We start from the raw sequence: 16,704 nt of genomic DNA, 5'->3' as shown, positions 1-16,704 counted from the left end.
GGATGATCCCATGCGTGAGGTTGTAGAGCGGCAGTTCGCCAGTTTCGATGGTGCCTCGCTGTTTTATCGGCATTGGCCGGCAGCGGCGGGAGGAGCGGCGCCCAAGGCGGTAGTGCTGCTGCATCGCGGGCATGAGCATTCCGGCCGGGTGATGCATCTGGCCGAGGAGCTGGATCTGCCCGATGCGCAGTTCTTTGCCTGGGATGCGCGCGGCAATGGCCGCTCGCCGGGCGCGCGCGGCGATGCGCCCGGCTTCGAGGCGCTGGTGCGCGACCTGGACAGTTTCATCGCCCATCTCGGCAGCGCGCATGGCATCGCGGTGCAGGACATCGCAGTGATTGCACAAAGCGTGGGCGCGGTGGTCGCGGCGACCTGGGTGCACGACTACGCGCCGCCACTGCGCGCGCTGGTACTGGCCTCGCCGGCGTTCAAGGTCAAGCTGTACGTGCCCTTTGCACGCGCAGGGCTGAAGCTGATGCATGCGCTGCGCGGCAATTTCTTCGTCAACAGCTACGTCAAGCCGCAGTGGTTGACGCATGACGCGCAGCGCGTGGAAAGCTACCGCAGCGATCCGTTGATCACTCGCCCGATCTCGGTACGCGTGCTGCTGGGCCTGTACGCGGCGGCAGATCGCGTGGTGGCCGATGCGCAGGCGATCACCGTGCCGACCCAGCTGCTGGTCTCCGGTGCAGACTTCGTGGTGCATCGCGGCCCGCAGGACCGCTTCTACGAAAACCTGCGCTCCCCGATCAAGCAACGGCACTGGTTGCCCGGGTTCTTCCACGACACCCTGGGCGAGCGCGACCGCGCGCTGGCGATCGCGCCGATTCGCGCGTTCGTGCAGGCACGCTTTGAACAGCCGCCGATGCGCGCCGACCTACGCGACGCACATCGCGCCGGACCCAGTTTCGATGAAGCCGAGCGGCTGGCCTGGCCGCCGCAACGCAACAGCCTGCAGGATCTGCGCTGGCGCGGCGTGCGGGCGGGTCTACGCCTGGGAGGAACGCTGTCCGAGGGCATCGCGCTCGGCCTGCAGACCGGTTTCGACTCCGGCAGCACGCTGGATTACATCTATCGCAACCAGGCGCGCGGACGCGGCCCGCTCGGGCGCCTGATCGACCGCAATTATCTCGATGCGATCGGCTGGCGCGGCATTCGCATCCGCGGCGCGCACCTGGGCGAATTGCTGCGCGATGCGGCGGGCCGCTTGCGCCAGGCCGGCCAGCCTGTACGCGTGCTCGATGTGGCCGCCGGCCACGGCCGTTATGTGCTTCAAGCGCTGGGTAGCGGTGCGCAACGCGCCGATGCCATCGTGCTACGCGATTTCAGCCCACTCAACGTCACCCAGGGCAGTGCGTTGATCCGCACGCTGGGCGCGGACGATATCGCCCGCTTCGAACAAGGCGATGCCTTCGACCCGGCGGCATTGGCGACGGTGCAGCCGGCGCCGACCCTGGCGGTGGTGTCGGGCCTGTACGAGCTGTTTGCCGACAACGACCAGGTGGCGCGTTCGCTCGCCGGCGTGGCCGCCGCCGTGCAGCCGGGTGGCTATCTGCTCTACACCGGCCAGCCGTGGCATCCGCAGCTGGAATTCATCGCGCGCGCCCTCACCAGTCACCGCGATGGCGTGGCCTGGGTGATGCGCCGGCGCAGCCAGCAGGAGATGGATGAGCTGGTGGAGGCGGCAGGCTTCCGCAAGGTGGCGCAGCGGATCGATGCATTCGGCATCTTCACCGTGTCGCTGGCGCAGCGGATCCAGGCATGACGCCAGACGCGCGTCCGACCGGCCGTGCCGCGCTGTGGCTGGCATTGCTGGGGCCGTTCTTCTTCCTCAGCTATGGCCTGGCCAATACGCTGGCCGGGCGCGCGGGCAGCGTGCCTTCGGTGGTGTTCGACTGGGAACACGGCATGCCGTTCTGGCCGTGGACCATCGTGCCGTACTGGTCGATCGACCTGTTCTACGCGGCCTCGTTCTTCGTCTGCCGGACCCGGCGCGAACTGGATACGCATGCGCTGCGCCTGCTCAGTGCGCAGCTGGTCTGCGTCGCCTGCTTTGTGCTGTGGCCGTTGCGCTACAGCTTCGTGCGGCCGGAAACCGACGGCGTATTCGGTTGGTTGTTCGCGGTGTTGCTGGGCTTCGATAAACCCTTCAACCAGGCGCCGTCGCTGCACATCGTGCTGCTGGTGGTGTTGTGGGTGCGCTATGCGCAGCATCTGCCCGGCATGTGGCGCTGGCTGTTGCACGGCTGGTTCGCGCTGATCGGGGTATCGGTGCTGACCACGTATCAGCATCATTTCCTGGACATCCCCACCGGACTGGCGGCAGGCTGGCTATGCGTGTGGCTATGGCCGGAACGCATTGCCGCGCCCTTTGCACAGGCGCGGCCGACACGCGAGGCACGCCGATGGCAGCTGGCTGCGGCGTACCTGACGGGCGCGCTCATCAGCACGGCGCTGGCGCGATGGAGCGGCGGCGCCGGGTGGTGGGCGCTGTGGCTGAGCCTGTCGCTGGGCCTGGTCGCGCTGAACTACGCAGCGCTTGGCCCGCTCGGCTTTCAAAAACGCAGCGACGGGCGCCTGAGCCTGGCCGCGCGCTGGTTGTTCGCGCCGTATCTGCTGGCCGCCTGGTGCAACTCGCGGGCGTGGACGCGCCGCGACCCGCTCCCGCGCGTGGTCTGCGACGACGTCTGGCTGGGCCGCATTCCGCTGCCCGCACAGCGCGCCGGGTTTGCTGCAGTGGTGGATCTCAGCGCCGAACTGCCGCTGCATGCGGCACGCCCGCACGACCAGGTCATTCCGATGCTGGATCTGGTGCCGCCGCCGCCCGCCAGCCTGGCGGCAGCCGCAGATGCCATCGAAGCCGCACGCACCCAGGGCGCGGTGCTGGTGTGTTGCGCGCTGGGCTATTCGCGCAGTGCGGCCAGCGTTGCAAGCTGGCTGGTACGCAGCGGCCGCGCCCGGGATGTGGATGCGGCCATTGCGCAGCTGCGCGCGGTGCGCCCGACGATCGTGCTTGGGCGCGCCCATCGCACGGCCATCGTGGCGGCGTGCGGCGGCCATGACAGCGACGACACTGTGCCGGAGCGGAGACCGCGATGAACACCTCCCTGATGACGCTGGTCACCATGCGCGCCGTGCTGCGCCAGGGCGCAACGCTGGATCGCTTTTCGCTGGTGCTGCTGGCTGCGGCGATCGCCCTGCTCGGCGTGTCCGACGCACCGCCGCTGATCCAGGTCAGCTACGCATTGAGCGCCATGGCCGGCGTGGTGCAGCGCTACTGGGCGTTTCGGGTGGGCCTGGATGCGGACCTGCTGGAGGGCACGATCGCACATCTCGGGCACGGCGGCGGCAGCGAGCAGGACGCCGCGCAGCAGCTCGATGCGGCGATGCACGCCGTTGGCCTGGTGGCGACACCGCCATCCAGTCGCGACTGGGCATCGCGCTGGAACGGCATGCGTCGCCTGCTGCACTGGCAGCTGGCAAGTGTGATGACGCAATTGCTGTTGTTTGCGGCGGCGTTGGCCGTGAGGATCTTCCGATGAGCAGCATGCATGGCCCCGGGCAGTGCGAGCCGCTGCAGGCCACGCCGGCGCAGCTGGCGCTATGGCAACGGCTGCGCAGTGACCGCTTTGGCGAGGACGAACAGGCGCTGCCGGCCTTCGTCCGGCGCGTGGCCAGGCAGGCGCATTGCAGCGTGGCGCAGGCGCAGGAACTGGTGGAAGAGTACCGACGGTTCTGCTTTCTGGCCTGCACCGACACCCACGATGTCACGCCCAGCCCGTTGGTCGATCAGGTCTGGCACACGCATCTGACCGACACCCGCGAGTACTGGCAGCGGTTCTGCCCGCAGGTGCTGCAGACCACCCTGCATCATCAACCCGGTCGCGGAGGCGCGGGCGACCAGGCGCAGTTTCAGGCGCAATACCAGCAGACGCTGGAGCGTTATCGCCAGCACTTCGGCGAGCCACCGGCGCAGTGGTGGCCGCCAGCACGCCTGCGCCTGCCCGCTGCGGCTCCAGCGCGCGGCGACAGCGCCGAAGCCACCTTGCAGGCCTTGCGCGGCACACCGCGGCGATCAGGACGCGGATCGCCGCGTGCGGTGATCGGGTGGGCCATCGCCGCGGTGATCGTGGCGATGTTCTGCCGCTCGGCCAATGGCAATGCCGTGTCACTGCTGCACTGGCGCGGCGCCTATTTCCTGCCGGTATTCATCGCGCTGATTGGCCTGGCCTGGTCAATGGCGGCATGGCTGCGGCGGGTGCTGCGGCGCGGTCGCACCGCCGGAGCATTGGAGCCCGGCGAGCTGGCCTATCTGAGCGGCGGCGCCGATCGCGTGGCCGACCTGTGGTTCACCGAGTTGTTGGTGCGCAATGCCGTGTCTCTGGATCGCGACGAAGCGCGACCGGCCCGTCAACGGGTGTGCTGTCAATCGCAGGTGGCAGTGCCGCCTGCGCTGGAACCGCCGCTGCAGATCCTGCGCAGCACGCAGGACCCGGTGCTGGCCCTGCGCGAATTACGCGCGCTGGCCGCACCGCTGCAGCAGCGCCTGATCGACAAGGGCCTGTGGCTGAGTCGATGGGCGTCGTACAAGGTTCGCCTGGCGTGCACCGTGCCGGTGGCGCTGGTGTGGCTGCTTGGTCTAGGCAAGCTGATCATCGGCGTGCAGGGCCATCACCCAATCGGGTATCTGCTCTGCCTGATGGTGCTGGTCACGCTGCTGGTGCTGGGATTTGCGCTGGTGCCCGTGCGGCGCACGCTGACCGGCGACGCGCGCCTGGAGGCGCTGCGTCAGGCACAGCCGCGCGATGCCGCGCAGACTGGCGGGGATCCCGGTAATTTTGGCGATGCATTGGCGCTGTACGGCACGGTGGTGCTGATCGGCACGCCCTGGGCGGACTACCACAGCATGCGTGCGCCGCATGGCCACGGTGGTGACAGTGGCAGCAGCAGTTGCGGCGGTGGAGCTGGGGGCGACAGCGGCGGTGATGGGGGCGGCGACGGTGGTGGCGGCTGCGGTGGCTGCGGCGGAGGAGGCGACTGATGCAGCGCGGACAGCAACAGCAGCAATGGCGGCGACGGTGGGCACGCGCCTTGCGCGGGCGCGGGGCCACGCCCAATGGCGTGTCGTGGGTGGGCATCGCCTTTGCCGCCATGGCAGGGCTGATGTTCTACGTTGGCGTGAGTGCTCCCGCACGCGAAGGCGTGATGCCACTGCTGCTGGCGATACTCGGCCTGCAGGGGCGGCTGTGGTGCAATCGCATGGATGGTGTGCTGGCACGTCAGGCGCACATGTGCTCGCGCGCGGGAGAGGTCTATAACGACGCGCCGGATCGCCTGTCCGACGTGCTGGTGTGCGTGGGCCTGGGGTATGGGCTGCAGGCGGGCCTGCCGTGGGCTGCGCAGTTGGGATGGGCTGCGGCGCTGTGCTGCGTGGCCACCGCCTATGTGCGCATGCTGGGCCTGGCCTGTGGCACGCCGGAGCCGCGGCAGGGGCCGATGAGCCGCGTGCAGCGCATGCAATGGTTGTCGCTCGCCGCCCTGCTGGCGGTGCCGCTGCAATGGATGGGCCAGCCGCGCAGTGCGGCCTGGTTGCTGAGCGGCGCTTTAGCGGTGTTGATCGCCGGTGCGTTGCTGACGGTGGTGTTACGGCTGCGCACGATCGTGCGCACATTGGAGCAGACATGATTGCCCGCTTGATCGCACGCGCCTGCAGCGGCGCCATCCGCACGCTCACCGGTGCACGCGCGTTGTGGCGTGGTTGCGCGCCATCCAACGAGCGCCGCGTGTATTACGGTAACCACGCCAGCCACGGCGATTTCGTGCTGATCTGGTCGTCGTTGCCGGCCAGCCTGCGGCATGAAGTGCGTCCGGTAGCCGCGGCCGATTACTGGCAACGCACTGCGCTGCGGCGTTATCTGATCCATGCGGTGTTCAATGGCGTGCTGATTGAGCGCGATCCGGCGCGTCGCACCCGCGACCCGATCGAATGTCTGTGCGATGCAGTGGACGCCGGCGATTCGCTTATCCTGTTTCCCGAGGGCACGCGCAATCCCGATGAAGGAGTGCTGCCGTTCAAGAGCGGGCTGTATCACCTGGCGCGGCAGCGCCCGGAACTGGAGTTCGTGCCGGTGTGGATCGACAACCTCAAGCGGGTGATGCCCAAGGGTAAGTGGCTGCCGCTGCCGCTGTTGTGCACCACCACCTTCGGTGCACCGTTGCGGCTGGAGGCCGACGAAGACAAGGACGCGTTTCTGGCGCGTGCGCGTGAGGCGCTGCTGGCGTTGTCGCCGGACCAGCTGGAGGCGCGCGCATGAGCCTGTATCTGTACAGCGGTCAGCTGCAGCAGTCTTCGATGCATCAGCAGACACTGTGGTTGTTCAGCGGCATCGCGCTGGTCCTGATCATTGCCACGCTGATTTCCGAAACGCTGCGTTGGCGCGCACGCGAACGCCCGAGCGCAGTGCTGGACAACCTGGTCGCACGCATTCGCGCGTGGTGGGTCATGGCAGGGGTGGTCGGTATCGCGTTCGTCTTCGGCCGCGCCGGAGTGATCGGCTTGTTCGCCTTGGTGTCGCTGTTTGCGCTGCGCGAGTTCATCACGCTCACGCCCACCCGGCGCGGCGATTACTACGCACTGCTGGCGGCGTTCTACATCGTGCTGCCCTGGCAGTACGGGCTGGTGTGGACCGGCTGGTACGGCATGTACACGCTGCTGATTCCGGTCTACGCGTTCCTGGTGCTGCCGATCCTGGCCACCATCGGCGGCGATACCACGCGCTATCTGGAGCGCACCGCCAAGGTGCAATGGGGCCTGATGATCTGCGTGTTCTGCATCTCGCACGTGCCGGCCTTGTTGAACCTTGAGATCCCCGGCTATGCCGGGCGCAACCTGCTGCTGATCGCGTTCCTGGTGATCGTGGTGCAATCCTCGGACGTGTTGCAGTATGTCTGGGGCAAGCTGGCCGGCCGGCATCTGATCGCGCCGAAGCTGTCGCCGTCCAAGACGGTGGAGGGTTTCATCGGCGGCGTGCTGTCGGCCAGCCTGCTCGGCATGGCGCTGTGGTGGATCACCCCCTTCGCACCCTGGCATGCATTCGGGCTGGCGCTGGTGGCCAACCTGATGGGCTTCTTCGGCGGCCTGGTGATGTCGGCGATCAAACGCGATCGCGGCATCAAGGACTGGGGCCACATGATCGAAGGCCACGGCGGCGTACTCGATCGCCTGGACTCGGTCTGCTTCGCCGCCCCGGTGTTCTTCCATCTGATCCGCTACGGCTGGGCGTAAGCATTTGCACTGCAGCCCAACTGGGCGCTGAAAGTCAATCCTCAGCAAAGCGCAGTGTGTACATCGCGCGCCGCGGGAAGGGGGCGATGTGCAGATCTAGATCCGTACTCCACCGCTCGGCCAACAGCGGCGTCTTGCCGACCGCAACGTTGAGCCGCGTCGACTCACCCATCGCAGTGGGAACCCGATGCACGCCACGTCTCGCCACGGCATGCTCTTACGATTCCCGATTCCCGATTCCCGATTCCCGTCCTACGTCAGCCCATACTCTTTGAGCTTCTTGCGCAACGTCGCCCGATGGATGCCCAGCATCGCTGCGGCGCGGCTCTGGTTGCCTTCGCAATGGTTGAGCACTTCGACGAACAACGGGATCTCCATTTCGCGCAGCACGATCTCGTAGACATCATCCGCATCGCTGCCGTCCAGGTCGCGCAGATAACGGCGCACGGACTGCGCCACGTGTTCGCGCAGCGGCGACTTGGGGGCGCCACGACTGCTGTCAGGACGAGAGGGGGCTGCGTTCAAAGGAAGTTCCCAGTGTCACGAAGCCGGGACGCGTGGCCGGCGAGGGGGAGTGAGTCTAGCGCGTGACCTCCGCGCTCGCCACGCCCATGTGGCCATCGGTTGCAGGTTGCGGTCGCTTAGCGGAAATCGAAGCTGAAGGCAGCCGTGCTTGCGGCCGGTTCGCGCACCCGAAACGCCACCTGCACCGCCTGACCGGGTGCGAGCGTGTCCTGCTCGGCCGGCGCCTGCCCCAGATACTCCTGCGGGCCCAGCACGCGCGTGCCGATCACCCGGCCATCGGCGTCGGACAGCGACAGCTGCAGCCACGGCCAGGCCTGCGCCCAGCGGGCATCGTTGCGGAAACTGGCCTGGATCTGCAGCACGCCGGGCATCCCGGGCATCGGCCGTACTTCTCGGTTGAGCAGGGTCAGCGCGGCCGGTTCGCGCCACGCTGGCAGGCTGCAGCGCAGCACCGCGCAGGCGGCGCTCACCACCGGCCGCCAGCGGGCATCGCCGGCCAGGTGTGCGCGGTCGGCAATGACGATCTGCAGGGCCAGCACGCCCACCAGGCCGACCAGCAGTGCCCACTGCCGGCCGCTGGCGCGCAGCCGCGGCCGGCTGAGACCACGTCGCGCAAACGCCGGGGCATTGGGCGTGGGCAGCGGCAGCAGCGGCGTGGCACTCGGCGCTTGGGTACCGGCATGGATGGCAGCGGCATCCGGTTCCCAGACTGCATCAGCGTCGGCCGCAGCGGCGGCACGGCCGGTGGCAGGTGTCGCCGCAGGGGCGTGCAGGTCTGCGGTAGAGGCGTCTTCGGCCGATGCGGGCGGTTGGGCCGACACCGCTGGCGATGCAGACGTCAGGGATGCGGCAGAAGCCGACGGCGAGGCGGGGGATGAAGCAGAAGCCAGAGGCGACACAGTTGCTACAGATGGGTCTGCAGTCGGAGCCGGAGTCGACGCCTTGATGGCTGGCGCCACAGGGGGCGCCTGGGTAGCCGGCGGTGTCGTCGTGCGGCGCGGGTTGGCCATCGCCTGCTGCGCCGCGACTGGACCCGCGGCGACGCCGGCTACCGGCGCACCTTGCGTGCCATCATCGTGTGTGGTGTCAGGTATGTCGGTGCCGGGTGCTGGGGCCAGTGGCGCCAGCGGTGCCGGTATCGGTTCCTGGGCAGGTGCCGGGGGCAGCTCGGCCATCGGCGCGGGCGGCGCCTGTTCCAGCGGCTCGGTGGGTGGCACGGCCGGCGTTGGAATCAGCGCAGGGGCAGCGGGCGTGGCACGCAGGAACGTGGCCAGGGGGCGGCGCGGTGGCGGAGTCTCGGACATCGGCAGGCGTGCAGCGGAGAAGACCCTATTCAACCACGCGCGCCCGCAGCTGCGAACGTCCACGTCCCGGCGCCGCGCCTCATCGCATCCGGTGCTTCGACTACCAGTTGCAGCTCACGTTGGTGCAGCGCGCAGCGTTGCCAGGAGGTGCTGCCTCGCGCCGATGCGGCAAAAAACACTGCAACCCCGCGCGCCAACTTCAAAATACCGCACACCCGAAGACACGCCGGCCACCGCGCAGGTCGTCCTTCCGAGCCCGCGGCTCGCCGCCCTGACTAGATCACTCCCGCACAGGGCTTTTTTTTTTAGGCACGGAGACCGACGCACCGCCAGCACCATCCAACCTGCCGGCGCACGCTCCTGACGATTCCCGATTCCCGATTCCCGATTCCCGATTCCCGAATCCCGAATCCCGAATCCCGAATCCCGAATCCCGAATCCCGAAACTCACCGTCGCCGCCGCGTCTTCCCCTCGGCCTGCAACAGATCCAGCAGCCCGCTGCGTTGTCGCGGCGCCAGGCTGTCGAAGCGCGCCAGCAGCACGCGTTGCTGGTCGTCCAGGCGGCGGTACTGGGCCGGCTCTTCGGCAATGGCCGACACCGGCGGGCCGAACACGCGTTCGCCGCGGCCGGTGGCCAGGTATTCGAAGGCCATGCCGCTGCGCTTGGCCAGGCCGATCAGGTTCTCCACCGATGGCGCGGTGCCTTCGGCCATTTCCCATTGCGCCACTGCGCTGCGGGTGACGCCCAACTCGCCGGCCAGGGCTTCCTGGGTCAGCTTGGTGAAGCTGCGGGCTTCGCGTACTCGTTCGTACAGCTTGCTCACACGGCACCGGATGGGAGGCGGACAGGGCCGGGAGATATAGCCCTAGCAGCGCTTGGGGATAGTTCGTATGTCTTTCATATCGGCATATGTTTGCGATACTGTCGCGACGTCACTGATGACGAGATCACAGCGAACTCAAGGAGGATGTTCATGGTCGAGCCTGTCACTCCAGAACCTGACCAACCGCATGGCCAGACACCGCCGCCGAGCGCGCCGTGGCCGGCCGATTCGCCGCTGGATCCGGCGGTCGCGCACTTTCGCGGAGCGCTCTGCTACCAGGTCTGGCGACGCGATCAGGAGTGGGACGCCATCGCCGAGGGCATGCATTGGTCAGCTGCGCTGGCACCGCGTGGCTGGGCGCTGCGCTACCGGCATTGGCCGCTGCTGGGGATGGGGGCGGCGCTTGCGGTGCTGGCTGCCGGCGTGGCGCTGGCCGGCGCGCAGGCGTGGTCGGCGGGCGCCTGGGTGGCGCTGTTGCTGGCCGAGCTGGGATTGCGTGTGGGCGCGGCCCGGCAGGCCGGGCGTTGGCGCAGTGCGGCGTTACAGCATGCCGGCTGGCAGGTGGTGACCCGCCTGCGTGCGATCAGCGTGGCCGATGCGGTGACCACCGCGCAGATCCGCGCCAGCCGCCCGCAGCGGTGAGCGAGCCGGCGATCAGCTGCGGCGAACGCCGTCGATGCGCATCCAGTCTTCGTCGCGCTCGCAACGCAACTGCTCGAACCAGGGCGCGTAGCGTTCCAGCAACTCGTCCTCCTGCCCGTGCAGGATGCCCGACAGGGCAATGCGGCCGCCCGGGGCCACGCGTGCGGCCAGGGTGTCGGCCAGCGCATCCAGTGCCGAGGCCAGGATGTTGGCGACCACCACCGGATAGGTCTGCACCGGCTCGTCCTGCGGCAGATAGACCGCCAGCTGCGCGGCCACGGCGTTGCGCTCGGCATTGTCGGCCGTTGCCAGCAGCGCCTGCGGGTCGTTGTCCACCCCCACCGCGCTGGCGGCGCCCAGCTTCAGCGCGGCGACCGCCAGAATGCCCGAGCCACACCCGAAGTCGAGCACGCTGCGGCCCTGCAGCTCGCCGCTGCCGGCCAGGCTGTCCAGCCAGCGCAGGCACAGCGCGGTGGTCTGGTGCGTCCCCGACCCGAACGCCAGGCCCGGATCCAGCCGCACCACGGCGGCCTGCGGCGTGTCGGCCGCCTCGGGCAGGTCGTGATTCCACGGCACGATGAAGGTGCGCGTGCCGAACTGCATCGGCTTGAACAGATCCATCCAGGCGCGTTCCCAGTCGCTGTCTTCGACCATGCGCAGTGCCACCTGGCTCCAGTCCAGCTCCGGGTCGAACGCTTCCAGCGCCGCAAGCACCGCCAGCGCATCGCTCTCGCCATCGAACAGCGCAGTCAGCACCAGCGAATTCCATAACGGCATTTCGCCCACGCCAGGCTCCAGGATGGCGCGCTCGTTGCTGGTATCGGCATCGGCGTCGAGCAGGGTCACCGCCAGCGCGCCGACCTCCTCCAGCGCGGTCTGGAAGCGGGGCTGGGTGGTATCGGAGCAGGGCAGGGTCAGTTCAAGAAACGGCATCGTGGCAGTCGGCAATCAGCAAGGCGTGCATCGTAGACCATTCGCGGCGGCGGGCTGAGGCATCGCGCCCGGCCGGGGGCATGGCGTGGTGGAAGATGCCGGGGGCGGGATCAAGCGCCGATGCGCAAGAGACGTGTCGACATGCCAGACGCACGCTGCATCCAGACGCGGAGCGCGAAGCTGCCAGACGCACGAAGCACGCACGCGAAGGGTGCCTCCCACAGGAGCGCTCGCGCGCCGACGCAGACCCCCTTCCGTCTGTCAGGCGGACCTCCGCGAGCGTCCCGGCATCGCGCCGTCTCCACATGGAAGGCCTGCGCCGGAGACAGTACCCGGAGCGCGATACGACCAGGCGCATATCGCACAAGCGATACGCCCATTGCGATCAGAGTGCTCGTGCGCAGACCGCCGCGTATTCCGTGTGTCAGGCAGACCTCCGCGAGCGTCCCCGCATCGCGCCGTCTCCACATGGAAGGCCTACGCCGGAGACAGTACCCGGAGCGCGATGCGACCAGGCGCATATCGCACAAGCGATACGCCCATTGCGATCAGAGTGCTCGTGCGCAGACCGCCGCGTATTCCGTGTGTCAGGCAGACCTCCGCGAGCGTCCCCGCATCGCGCCGTCTCCACATGGAAGGCCTACGCCGGAGACAGTACCCGGAGCGCGATGCGACCAGGCGCATATCGCACAAGCGATACGCCCATTGCGATCAGAGTGCTCGTGCGCAGACCGCCGCGTATTCCGTGTGTCGGGCAGACGTCTGCGAGCTTGGCGGCATTGCGAGGTCTCCACATGCACTGGCTACGCTTCACCCGCACCCGCACCCGCACCCGCACCCGCACCCGCACCCACACCCACACCCACACCCACACCCACACCCACACCCACACCGCGACGCCATGCGATGCGACCATGCACACGCAGCGCCCCAAGCGAAGTGCGCATCGCACAGCAGCGCTGACAACACGTGGCGAGCGACTGTCAGGCGACCGCCGTATCGACGATGATCGACTGCACTGCACTGCAGTGGCCTGCGGCGTTCGCGTGCTACATGCCGACTCCTGGCAACGCTCGCGCCTGCCTGGTGACCGTGCGGTCGCCTATCGCCCGATCTGCGCCGGCACTGCAGGCATCGCCCAACTGCGCAGTGCGCACCGGCAGCGCTCGCTTGCGGGCCGCCGCGTGGACGGCCGGGTGCTAGACTCCGCGCCGTTGCTGCGGGCGTCTTCCGCAGCTGGGTCGCCGCTGTGATGCCGCTTGTCCGTGCCCGCCATCTCTGGCTGTTGCTCGCTCCCGTCGCGCTCGCGACGGCAGGGTGGTGGCATCTGCGCGCGCAGCCGGCAGCGCGCGCCACTACCGTGCCCTCCAGCGTCGGGGCCGTGCACCAGCCTGCGGCAACACCGGTGCGGCACCCCTCTTCCGAACGCGGCAACGCGCTGCAACTGAACTATCGCGATGCGGTGGATGCGCAGCCGGATCTGTACCGCTACGCGCAGCAGTTGCAGCAGCAGGTGCGCGCCGGCGATGCGCAGGCCGGGTGGCGCTTGAGCCGGGTGTACGACTATTGCGCGCCGTACGCCGCCAGCCCGGCCGGTTATGCCGCCGATAGCGGGTGGATCGCCGCGCACGCCACGCCAGGCGTGGCAGCCATGCACGCCGCCCGCGATCGGGTGGCGCAGCGATGTGCCGGCTTTGTCCCCAGCGATGGCCTAGGCCCACGCCTGGTCGCGCAACAACGGCTAAGCGCCGCGCGCGGCGGCAGCCTGGCCGCCGAGGCAGCCTTGCTGGCCCTGGGCGAACCGCTGCAGGCAACGCCCACCTACAAGCGCGCGTTGGTGCAGCGCGTGCTGGCCTCGCGCGACCCGGAGGCGTATCTGGCGCTGTCGCCTGCAATGGGCGCGCGCGCCAGCGGCGACGACAGTCTGGAAGGGTATGTGGCTGGCGACCAGTTCGCCGAGCTTGCCTGGCAGGTGGCCGCATGCCGCCTGGGCCTGGACTGCAGCGCCGACAGCACGCTGGTTACCAGTTACTGCGCCAACGCGGGCATCTGCTCGCGCGAAGGCGCACAGGATTTTGTGTCGTTCGTATTCGATGCCGCGGTACCGCGGCAGGGAGCAGACAGGGTGGATGAGATGGTCGATAGATTGGTGTCCGATCCGGGAGCGCAGTCATGAATTACCGTCGGTTGGCGCATGGCGCCAAGTTCTGGTTGTGGGTGGCATTGTTCGTGGCGTACTCGGCTGCGGCAGTGGGCATCGTGATGATCGATACCGCCGATCACCGTTATCAGCCCTTGTCGATCAGGTCCACCACCGTCGGCGCCGACGAACAGCAGCGACGGCATGGCGCCAGCCAGGTGGCTGCGGTGTATCGCGCAGGCAGTGCGATGCCGTTTTCCACGCTGCCGGCGGGCTCTACCTTCCAGGTGGTGTGGCCGGATGGTTCCATCGAAACCATGACTGTGGTCGATCCCTCCTCGTCCAGCGGCATCGTGCCGGTGCCGGGCAGCCAGCAGGCGCCTGCGCCGCGGCGTTGAGCGATGCAGCGTGTCGCGTGCCGACAGGGGCACAGCCGCAGCGTCTCCGGTCGCGCAGGCGGCAACGGCTGGTAGGTGGGGCTGCAGCTTCGCCATTCTCAACTGTGCAGACGACCGAGGGCCTGCAGATCGGATCCGGCGCTGGCTGCGCCATCCGGGCGTTGAGCCCTCAGACTCTGTAGGAGCGCGCCCGGGCGCGACCGGGCCCGATGTTTAGAGCCCTGCGCATGGAGCGGCTGGCTAGAGGGCTGGCGGCGCGACGCAGTGTCGGCGCGATGCACCGCGGAGACAACAAAAAGCCCGGTTTCCCGGGCTTTTTGTTGCGTGCCATGGCGCTTGCGATCAGGTCAACGCGATCGACTTGTTCTTGCGTTCGGCCAGGCGCTTTTCCAGGTAGTGGATGTTCTGCCCACCGGCCTGGAAGCCCTTGTCGCGCATGATGCGCTGCTGCAGCGGAATGTTGGTCTTGATGCCGTCCACCACCATCTCGCTCAGGGCCACGCGCATGCGTGCAATGGCGGTCTCGCGGTCCGGGCCGTGCACGATCAGCTTGCCGATCATCGAGTCGTAGTTCGGTGGCACCTTGTAGCCGCTGTAGATGTGCGTATCCACGCGCACGCCCGGGCCGCCCGGCGGATGGAAGGCGGTGATCAGGCCCGGGTTGGGCATGAAGGTTTCCGGGTCTTCGGCGTTGATGCGGCACTCGATCGCATGCCCGCGCAGCACGATGTCGCTCTGCTTGATGCTGAGCTTGTGGCCGGCAGCGATGCGCAGCTGTTCGCACACCAGGTCGATGCCGGTGATGCGCTCGGTGACCGGGTGCTCCACCTGGATGCGGGTGTTCATTTCGATGAAGTAGAAGCGCCCACCTTCGAACAGGAATTCGAACGTGCCCGCGCCGCGGTAGCCGATGCGGATGCAGGCATCCACGCAGACCTTGCCGATCTCGTTGCGCAGCTCCTCGGTGATGCCCGGCGCCGGCGCTTCTTCCACCACCTTCTGGTGGCGACGTTGCATCGAGCAATCGCGTTCGCCCAGATGGATCGCACCGCCCTGGCCGTCGGCCAGCACCTGGATTTCCACGTGACGCGGATTTTCCAGGAACTTCTCCATGTAGACCTGATCGTTGCTGAAAGCGGCCTTGGCTTCGGACTTGGTGGTTTCGATCGCCGCCTTCAACGCCGCTTCCGAATGCACCACGCGCATGCCGCGCCCACCGCCGCCGCCGGCGGCCTTGATGATCACCGGGTAGCCGATCTCGCGCGCCACCTTGGTGTTGGCCACGATGTCATCGCCCAGCGGGCCGCCCGAGCCGGGCACGCACGGCACGCCGGCGGCCTTCATTGCGCGGATCGCTTCGACCTTGTCGCCCATCAGGCGAATGGTGTCGGCCTTGGGGCCGATGAAGATGAAGCCGGATTCTTCCACCCGCTCGGCAAAATCGGCGTTTTCCGAGAGAAAACCGTAACCGGGATGGATGGCCTGCGCATCGGTGACCTCGGCCGCGGCGATCAGCGCCGGGATGTTGAGGTAACTGTCGCTGGACGCGGCCGGGCCGATACACACCGACTCGTCGGCCATGGCCACGTGCTTGAGGTTGCGGTCGACCGTGGAATGCACCGCGACCGTGCGGATGCCGAGCGTGTGGCACGCGCGCAGGATGCGCAGCGCGATTTCACCTCGGTTGGCGATGACGACTTTATCGAGCATGGGAATAGGGAGTCGGGAATGGGGAATGGGTAGATGCGGGCTCATGGTGCGGCTCCACGTCTGCGTAAGGCATTCATCAATGCAGTGAGCTTGGCGAAGACCTGGTCGACCTGCTGGCTGACAATGTCTTCGTCTTCGATGTTGCTGTAGCCCAGTCGTACGGCGATCTGAACCTGTGTATCCAGCTCGGAGAGCGAGCCGCGCGCAATCGAGAGAAACCGCGCGTAATCGGGAGTGGATCGCCGCGCTGCACCCTCGGCGATATTCGACGGGACGCTGACGGCCGCACGGCGCAATTGCGCCATCAGGCCGTAGCGTTCGTGCTCGGGAAAGCCCTCGGTGAACCGATAGATCATTTCCACCAGTTCCATGGAATCGCACCACGCCTCCAGACGCTCATGAGGCCGCTTTGCCGATTCCCGATTCTCCACTCCCGATTCCCGGCTCTCAGCCAATCACAAACAACGGCTGATCGAATTCCACCGGCTGGCCGGTTTCGCCGAGGATGGCCACGATGGTGCCGGAGACGTCGGCTTCGATCGGGTTGAACATCTTCATCGCCTCGATGATCGCCAGGGTGTCGCCGGCCTTGACGGCCTGGCCCACGCTGACGAAGGCCGGCTTGTCCGGGGACGGGGAGGTGTAGAAGGTGCCCACCATGGGGGCGCGCAGCACGTGGCCTTCCGGCAACGCGGCGGCGTGCTTGGCGCCACCGGTGGAGGCCTCGGTGGGCGAATGCATCGGCATGCTGGCCGCCGCCGGGGCCTGCGCCTGCATGGCCGGCGCAGGTGCGTACTGCTGCACCGGCGCGCTCATCACCTGGGTGCCCTTGGGCACGCGCGCCAGGCGCACGCTTTCTTCGCCTTCCTTGATCTCGATTTCGGCGAGATTGGATTCTTCGAGCAGGTCGATCAGTTTCTTGATTTTGCGGAGATCCATAAG

General features: G+C 67.7%; 17 protein-coding genes. 10 read left to right on the top strand and 7 right to left on the bottom strand.

Features of this window, described 5'->3' with window-relative positions; genetic code table 11:
* The first annotated feature begins 10 nt into the window (after positions 1–10).
* Genes A7D17_RS01795 through A7D17_RS01765 form a run of 7 tightly spaced genes read left to right on the top strand, consistent with a single transcriptional unit; the run spans position 11 to position 7,285 of the window.
* A complete protein-coding gene (locus A7D17_RS01795; RefSeq protein ID WP_064507534.1) occupies positions 11–1,765 on the top strand; it encodes a bifunctional alpha/beta hydrolase/class I SAM-dependent methyltransferase in 1,755 nt (584 codons plus the stop codon).
* The gene (locus A7D17_RS01790; RefSeq protein WP_064507533.1) at positions 1,762–3,099 is read left to right on the top strand and encodes a phosphatase PAP2/dual specificity phosphatase family protein; all 1,338 of its coding nucleotides are present in this window, start codon (positions 1,762–1,764) and stop codon (positions 3,097–3,099) included. Before A7D17_RS01795 ends, A7D17_RS01790 begins: the two co-directional genes overlap by 4 nt.
* Positions 3,096–3,542 carry a hypothetical protein gene (locus A7D17_RS01785; protein ID WP_064507532.1) on the top strand — a complete coding sequence of 149 codons (447 nt, stop codon included), beginning with the start codon at positions 3,096–3,098 and terminating at the stop codon, positions 3,540–3,542. Before A7D17_RS01790 ends, A7D17_RS01785 begins: the two co-directional genes overlap by 4 nt.
* Positions 3,539–5,041: a TIGR04222 domain-containing membrane protein gene (locus A7D17_RS01780; RefSeq protein ID WP_064507531.1), complete on the top strand. Its 1,503-nt coding sequence runs from the start codon at positions 3,539–3,541 to the stop codon at positions 5,039–5,041. Before A7D17_RS01785 ends, A7D17_RS01780 begins: the two co-directional genes overlap by 4 nt.
* Positions 5,041–5,685: a CDP-alcohol phosphatidyltransferase family protein gene (locus A7D17_RS01775; protein WP_064507530.1), complete on the top strand. Its 645-nt coding sequence runs from the start codon at positions 5,041–5,043 to the stop codon at positions 5,683–5,685. The genes A7D17_RS01780 and A7D17_RS01775 overlap by 1 nt, the downstream gene beginning before the upstream one ends.
* Positions 5,682–6,314 (top strand): lysophospholipid acyltransferase family protein, encoded by a 633-nt coding sequence (locus A7D17_RS01770; protein WP_064507529.1) that lies wholly within the window; start codon positions 5,682–5,684, stop codon positions 6,312–6,314. The genes A7D17_RS01775 and A7D17_RS01770 overlap by 4 nt, the downstream gene beginning before the upstream one ends.
* Complete coding sequence (locus tag A7D17_RS01765; RefSeq protein WP_064507528.1) at positions 6,311–7,285, top strand: phosphatidate cytidylyltransferase; 975 nt, start codon at positions 6,311–6,313, stop codon at positions 7,283–7,285. The genes A7D17_RS01770 and A7D17_RS01765 overlap by 4 nt, the downstream gene beginning before the upstream one ends.
* Positions 7,286–7,537: 252 nt before the next feature.
* Here A7D17_RS01765 and fis read toward each other — a convergent pair whose 3' ends face one another.
* The 3 genes from fis to A7D17_RS01750 all read right to left on the bottom strand — a co-directional run bounded on the left by fis (position 7,538) and on the right by A7D17_RS01750 (position 9,939).
* Positions 7,538–7,810 carry a DNA-binding transcriptional regulator Fis gene (gene fis / locus A7D17_RS01760; RefSeq protein WP_011035757.1) on the bottom strand — a complete coding sequence of 91 codons (273 nt, stop codon included), beginning with the start codon at positions 7,808–7,810 and terminating at the stop codon, positions 7,538–7,540.
* Between the two features lie 116 nt (positions 7,811–7,926).
* On the bottom strand, positions 7,927–9,114 hold the full coding sequence (locus A7D17_RS25150) for a DUF3426 domain-containing protein (protein ID WP_082861650.1): 1,188 nt from the start codon (positions 9,112–9,114) through the stop codon (positions 7,927–7,929).
* A 447-nt stretch (positions 9,115–9,561) separates the two neighbouring features.
* Positions 9,562–9,939 carry a helix-turn-helix domain-containing protein gene (locus A7D17_RS01750; RefSeq protein WP_064507527.1) on the bottom strand — a complete coding sequence of 126 codons (378 nt, stop codon included), beginning with the start codon at positions 9,937–9,939 and terminating at the stop codon, positions 9,562–9,564.
* 144 nt (positions 9,940–10,083) lie between these two features.
* Here A7D17_RS01750 and A7D17_RS01745 point away from each other — a divergent pair, with 144 nt between their 5' ends.
* On the top strand, positions 10,084–10,581 hold the full coding sequence (locus tag A7D17_RS01745; protein ID WP_064507526.1) for a hypothetical protein: 498 nt from the start codon (positions 10,084–10,086) through the stop codon (positions 10,579–10,581).
* 12 nt (positions 10,582–10,593) lie between these two features.
* Here the strand turns inward: A7D17_RS01745 and prmA are convergent, their stop codons facing one another.
* Positions 10,594–11,514, bottom strand: coding sequence for a 50S ribosomal protein L11 methyltransferase (prmA, locus tag A7D17_RS01740; RefSeq protein ID WP_064507525.1), 921 nt, complete (start codon positions 11,512–11,514; stop codon positions 10,594–10,596).
* 1,252 nt (positions 11,515–12,766) lie between these two features.
* Here prmA and A7D17_RS01730 point away from each other — a divergent pair.
* Both A7D17_RS01730 and A7D17_RS01725 read left to right on the top strand, forming a co-directional pair.
* Positions 12,767–13,690 (top strand): hypothetical protein, encoded by a 924-nt coding sequence (locus A7D17_RS01730; protein ID WP_064507523.1) that lies wholly within the window; start codon positions 12,767–12,769, stop codon positions 13,688–13,690.
* The gene (locus tag A7D17_RS01725; RefSeq protein WP_064507522.1) at positions 13,687–14,052 is read left to right on the top strand and encodes a hypothetical protein; all 366 of its coding nucleotides are present in this window, start codon (positions 13,687–13,689) and stop codon (positions 14,050–14,052) included. The genes A7D17_RS01730 and A7D17_RS01725 overlap by 4 nt, the downstream gene beginning before the upstream one ends.
* 342 nt (positions 14,053–14,394) lie before the next feature.
* On the opposite strand, the gene accC is transcribed toward A7D17_RS01725, so the two are convergent.
* The 3 genes from accC to accB all read right to left on the bottom strand — a co-directional run bounded on the left by accC (position 14,395) and on the right by accB (position 16,701).
* Positions 14,395–15,762: an acetyl-CoA carboxylase biotin carboxylase subunit gene (gene accC, locus A7D17_RS01720; protein WP_064507521.1), complete on the bottom strand. Its 1,368-nt coding sequence runs from the start codon at positions 15,760–15,762 to the stop codon at positions 14,395–14,397.
* A gap of 41 nt (positions 15,763–15,803) precedes the next feature.
* Positions 15,804–16,133, bottom strand: a complete 330-nt coding sequence (locus tag A7D17_RS01715) for a four helix bundle protein (RefSeq protein WP_239692119.1) — start codon at positions 16,131–16,133, stop codon at positions 15,804–15,806.
* A gap of 76 nt (positions 16,134–16,209) precedes the next feature.
* On the bottom strand, positions 16,210–16,701 hold the full coding sequence (gene accB / locus A7D17_RS01710; RefSeq protein WP_064507519.1) for an acetyl-CoA carboxylase biotin carboxyl carrier protein: 492 nt from the start codon (positions 16,699–16,701) through the stop codon (positions 16,210–16,212).
* Positions 16,702–16,704: the final 3 nt, after the last annotated feature.

Source organism: Xanthomonas floridensis (genome assembly GCF_001642575.1).
Classification (GTDB): Bacteria; Pseudomonadota; Gammaproteobacteria; order Xanthomonadales; family Xanthomonadaceae; genus Xanthomonas; species Xanthomonas floridensis.
This window is presented reverse-complemented; position numbering and strand designations above follow the sequence as displayed.

What these genes read in the sequence shown, in the direction of transcription:
- A7D17_RS01795 (WP_064507534.1), top strand. Translation starts at nt 11, where the DNA reads ATGCGTGAGGTTGTAGAGCGGCAGTTCGCCAGTTTCGATGGTGCCTCG.
- A7D17_RS01790 (WP_064507533.1), top strand. Translation starts at nt 1,762, where the DNA reads ATGACGCCAGACGCGCGTCCGACCGGCCGTGCCGCGCTGTGGCTGGCA.
- A7D17_RS01785 (WP_064507532.1), top strand. Translation starts at nt 3,096, where the DNA reads ATGAACACCTCCCTGATGACGCTGGTCACCATGCGCGCCGTGCTGCGC.
- A7D17_RS01780 (WP_064507531.1), top strand. Translation starts at nt 3,539, where the DNA reads ATGAGCAGCATGCATGGCCCCGGGCAGTGCGAGCCGCTGCAGGCCACG.
- A7D17_RS01775 (WP_064507530.1), top strand. Translation starts at nt 5,041, where the DNA reads ATGCAGCGCGGACAGCAACAGCAGCAATGGCGGCGACGGTGGGCACGC.
- A7D17_RS01770 (WP_064507529.1), top strand. Translation starts at nt 5,682, where the DNA reads ATGATTGCCCGCTTGATCGCACGCGCCTGCAGCGGCGCCATCCGCACG.
- A7D17_RS01765 (WP_064507528.1), top strand. Translation starts at nt 6,311, where the DNA reads ATGAGCCTGTATCTGTACAGCGGTCAGCTGCAGCAGTCTTCGATGCAT.
- A7D17_RS25150 (WP_082861650.1), bottom strand. Translation starts at nt 9,114, where the DNA reads ATGTCCGAGACTCCGCCACCGCGCCGCCCCCTGGCCACGTTCCTGCGT.
- A7D17_RS01745 (WP_064507526.1), top strand. Translation starts at nt 10,084, where the DNA reads ATGTTCATGGTCGAGCCTGTCACTCCAGAACCTGACCAACCGCATGGC.
- prmA (WP_064507525.1), bottom strand. Translation starts at nt 11,514, where the DNA reads ATGCCGTTTCTTGAACTGACCCTGCCCTGCTCCGATACCACCCAGCCC.
- A7D17_RS01730 (WP_064507523.1), top strand. Translation starts at nt 12,767, where the DNA reads ATGCCGCTTGTCCGTGCCCGCCATCTCTGGCTGTTGCTCGCTCCCGTC.
- A7D17_RS01725 (WP_064507522.1), top strand. Translation starts at nt 13,687, where the DNA reads ATGAATTACCGTCGGTTGGCGCATGGCGCCAAGTTCTGGTTGTGGGTG.
- accC (WP_064507521.1), bottom strand. Translation starts at nt 15,762, where the DNA reads ATGCTCGATAAAGTCGTCATCGCCAACCGAGGTGAAATCGCGCTGCGC.
- A7D17_RS01715 (WP_239692119.1), bottom strand. Translation starts at nt 16,133, where the DNA reads ATGGAACTGGTGGAAATGATCTATCGGTTCACCGAGGGCTTTCCCGAG.
- accB (WP_064507519.1), bottom strand. Translation starts at nt 16,701, where the DNA reads ATGGATCTCCGCAAAATCAAGAAACTGATCGACCTGCTCGAAGAATCC.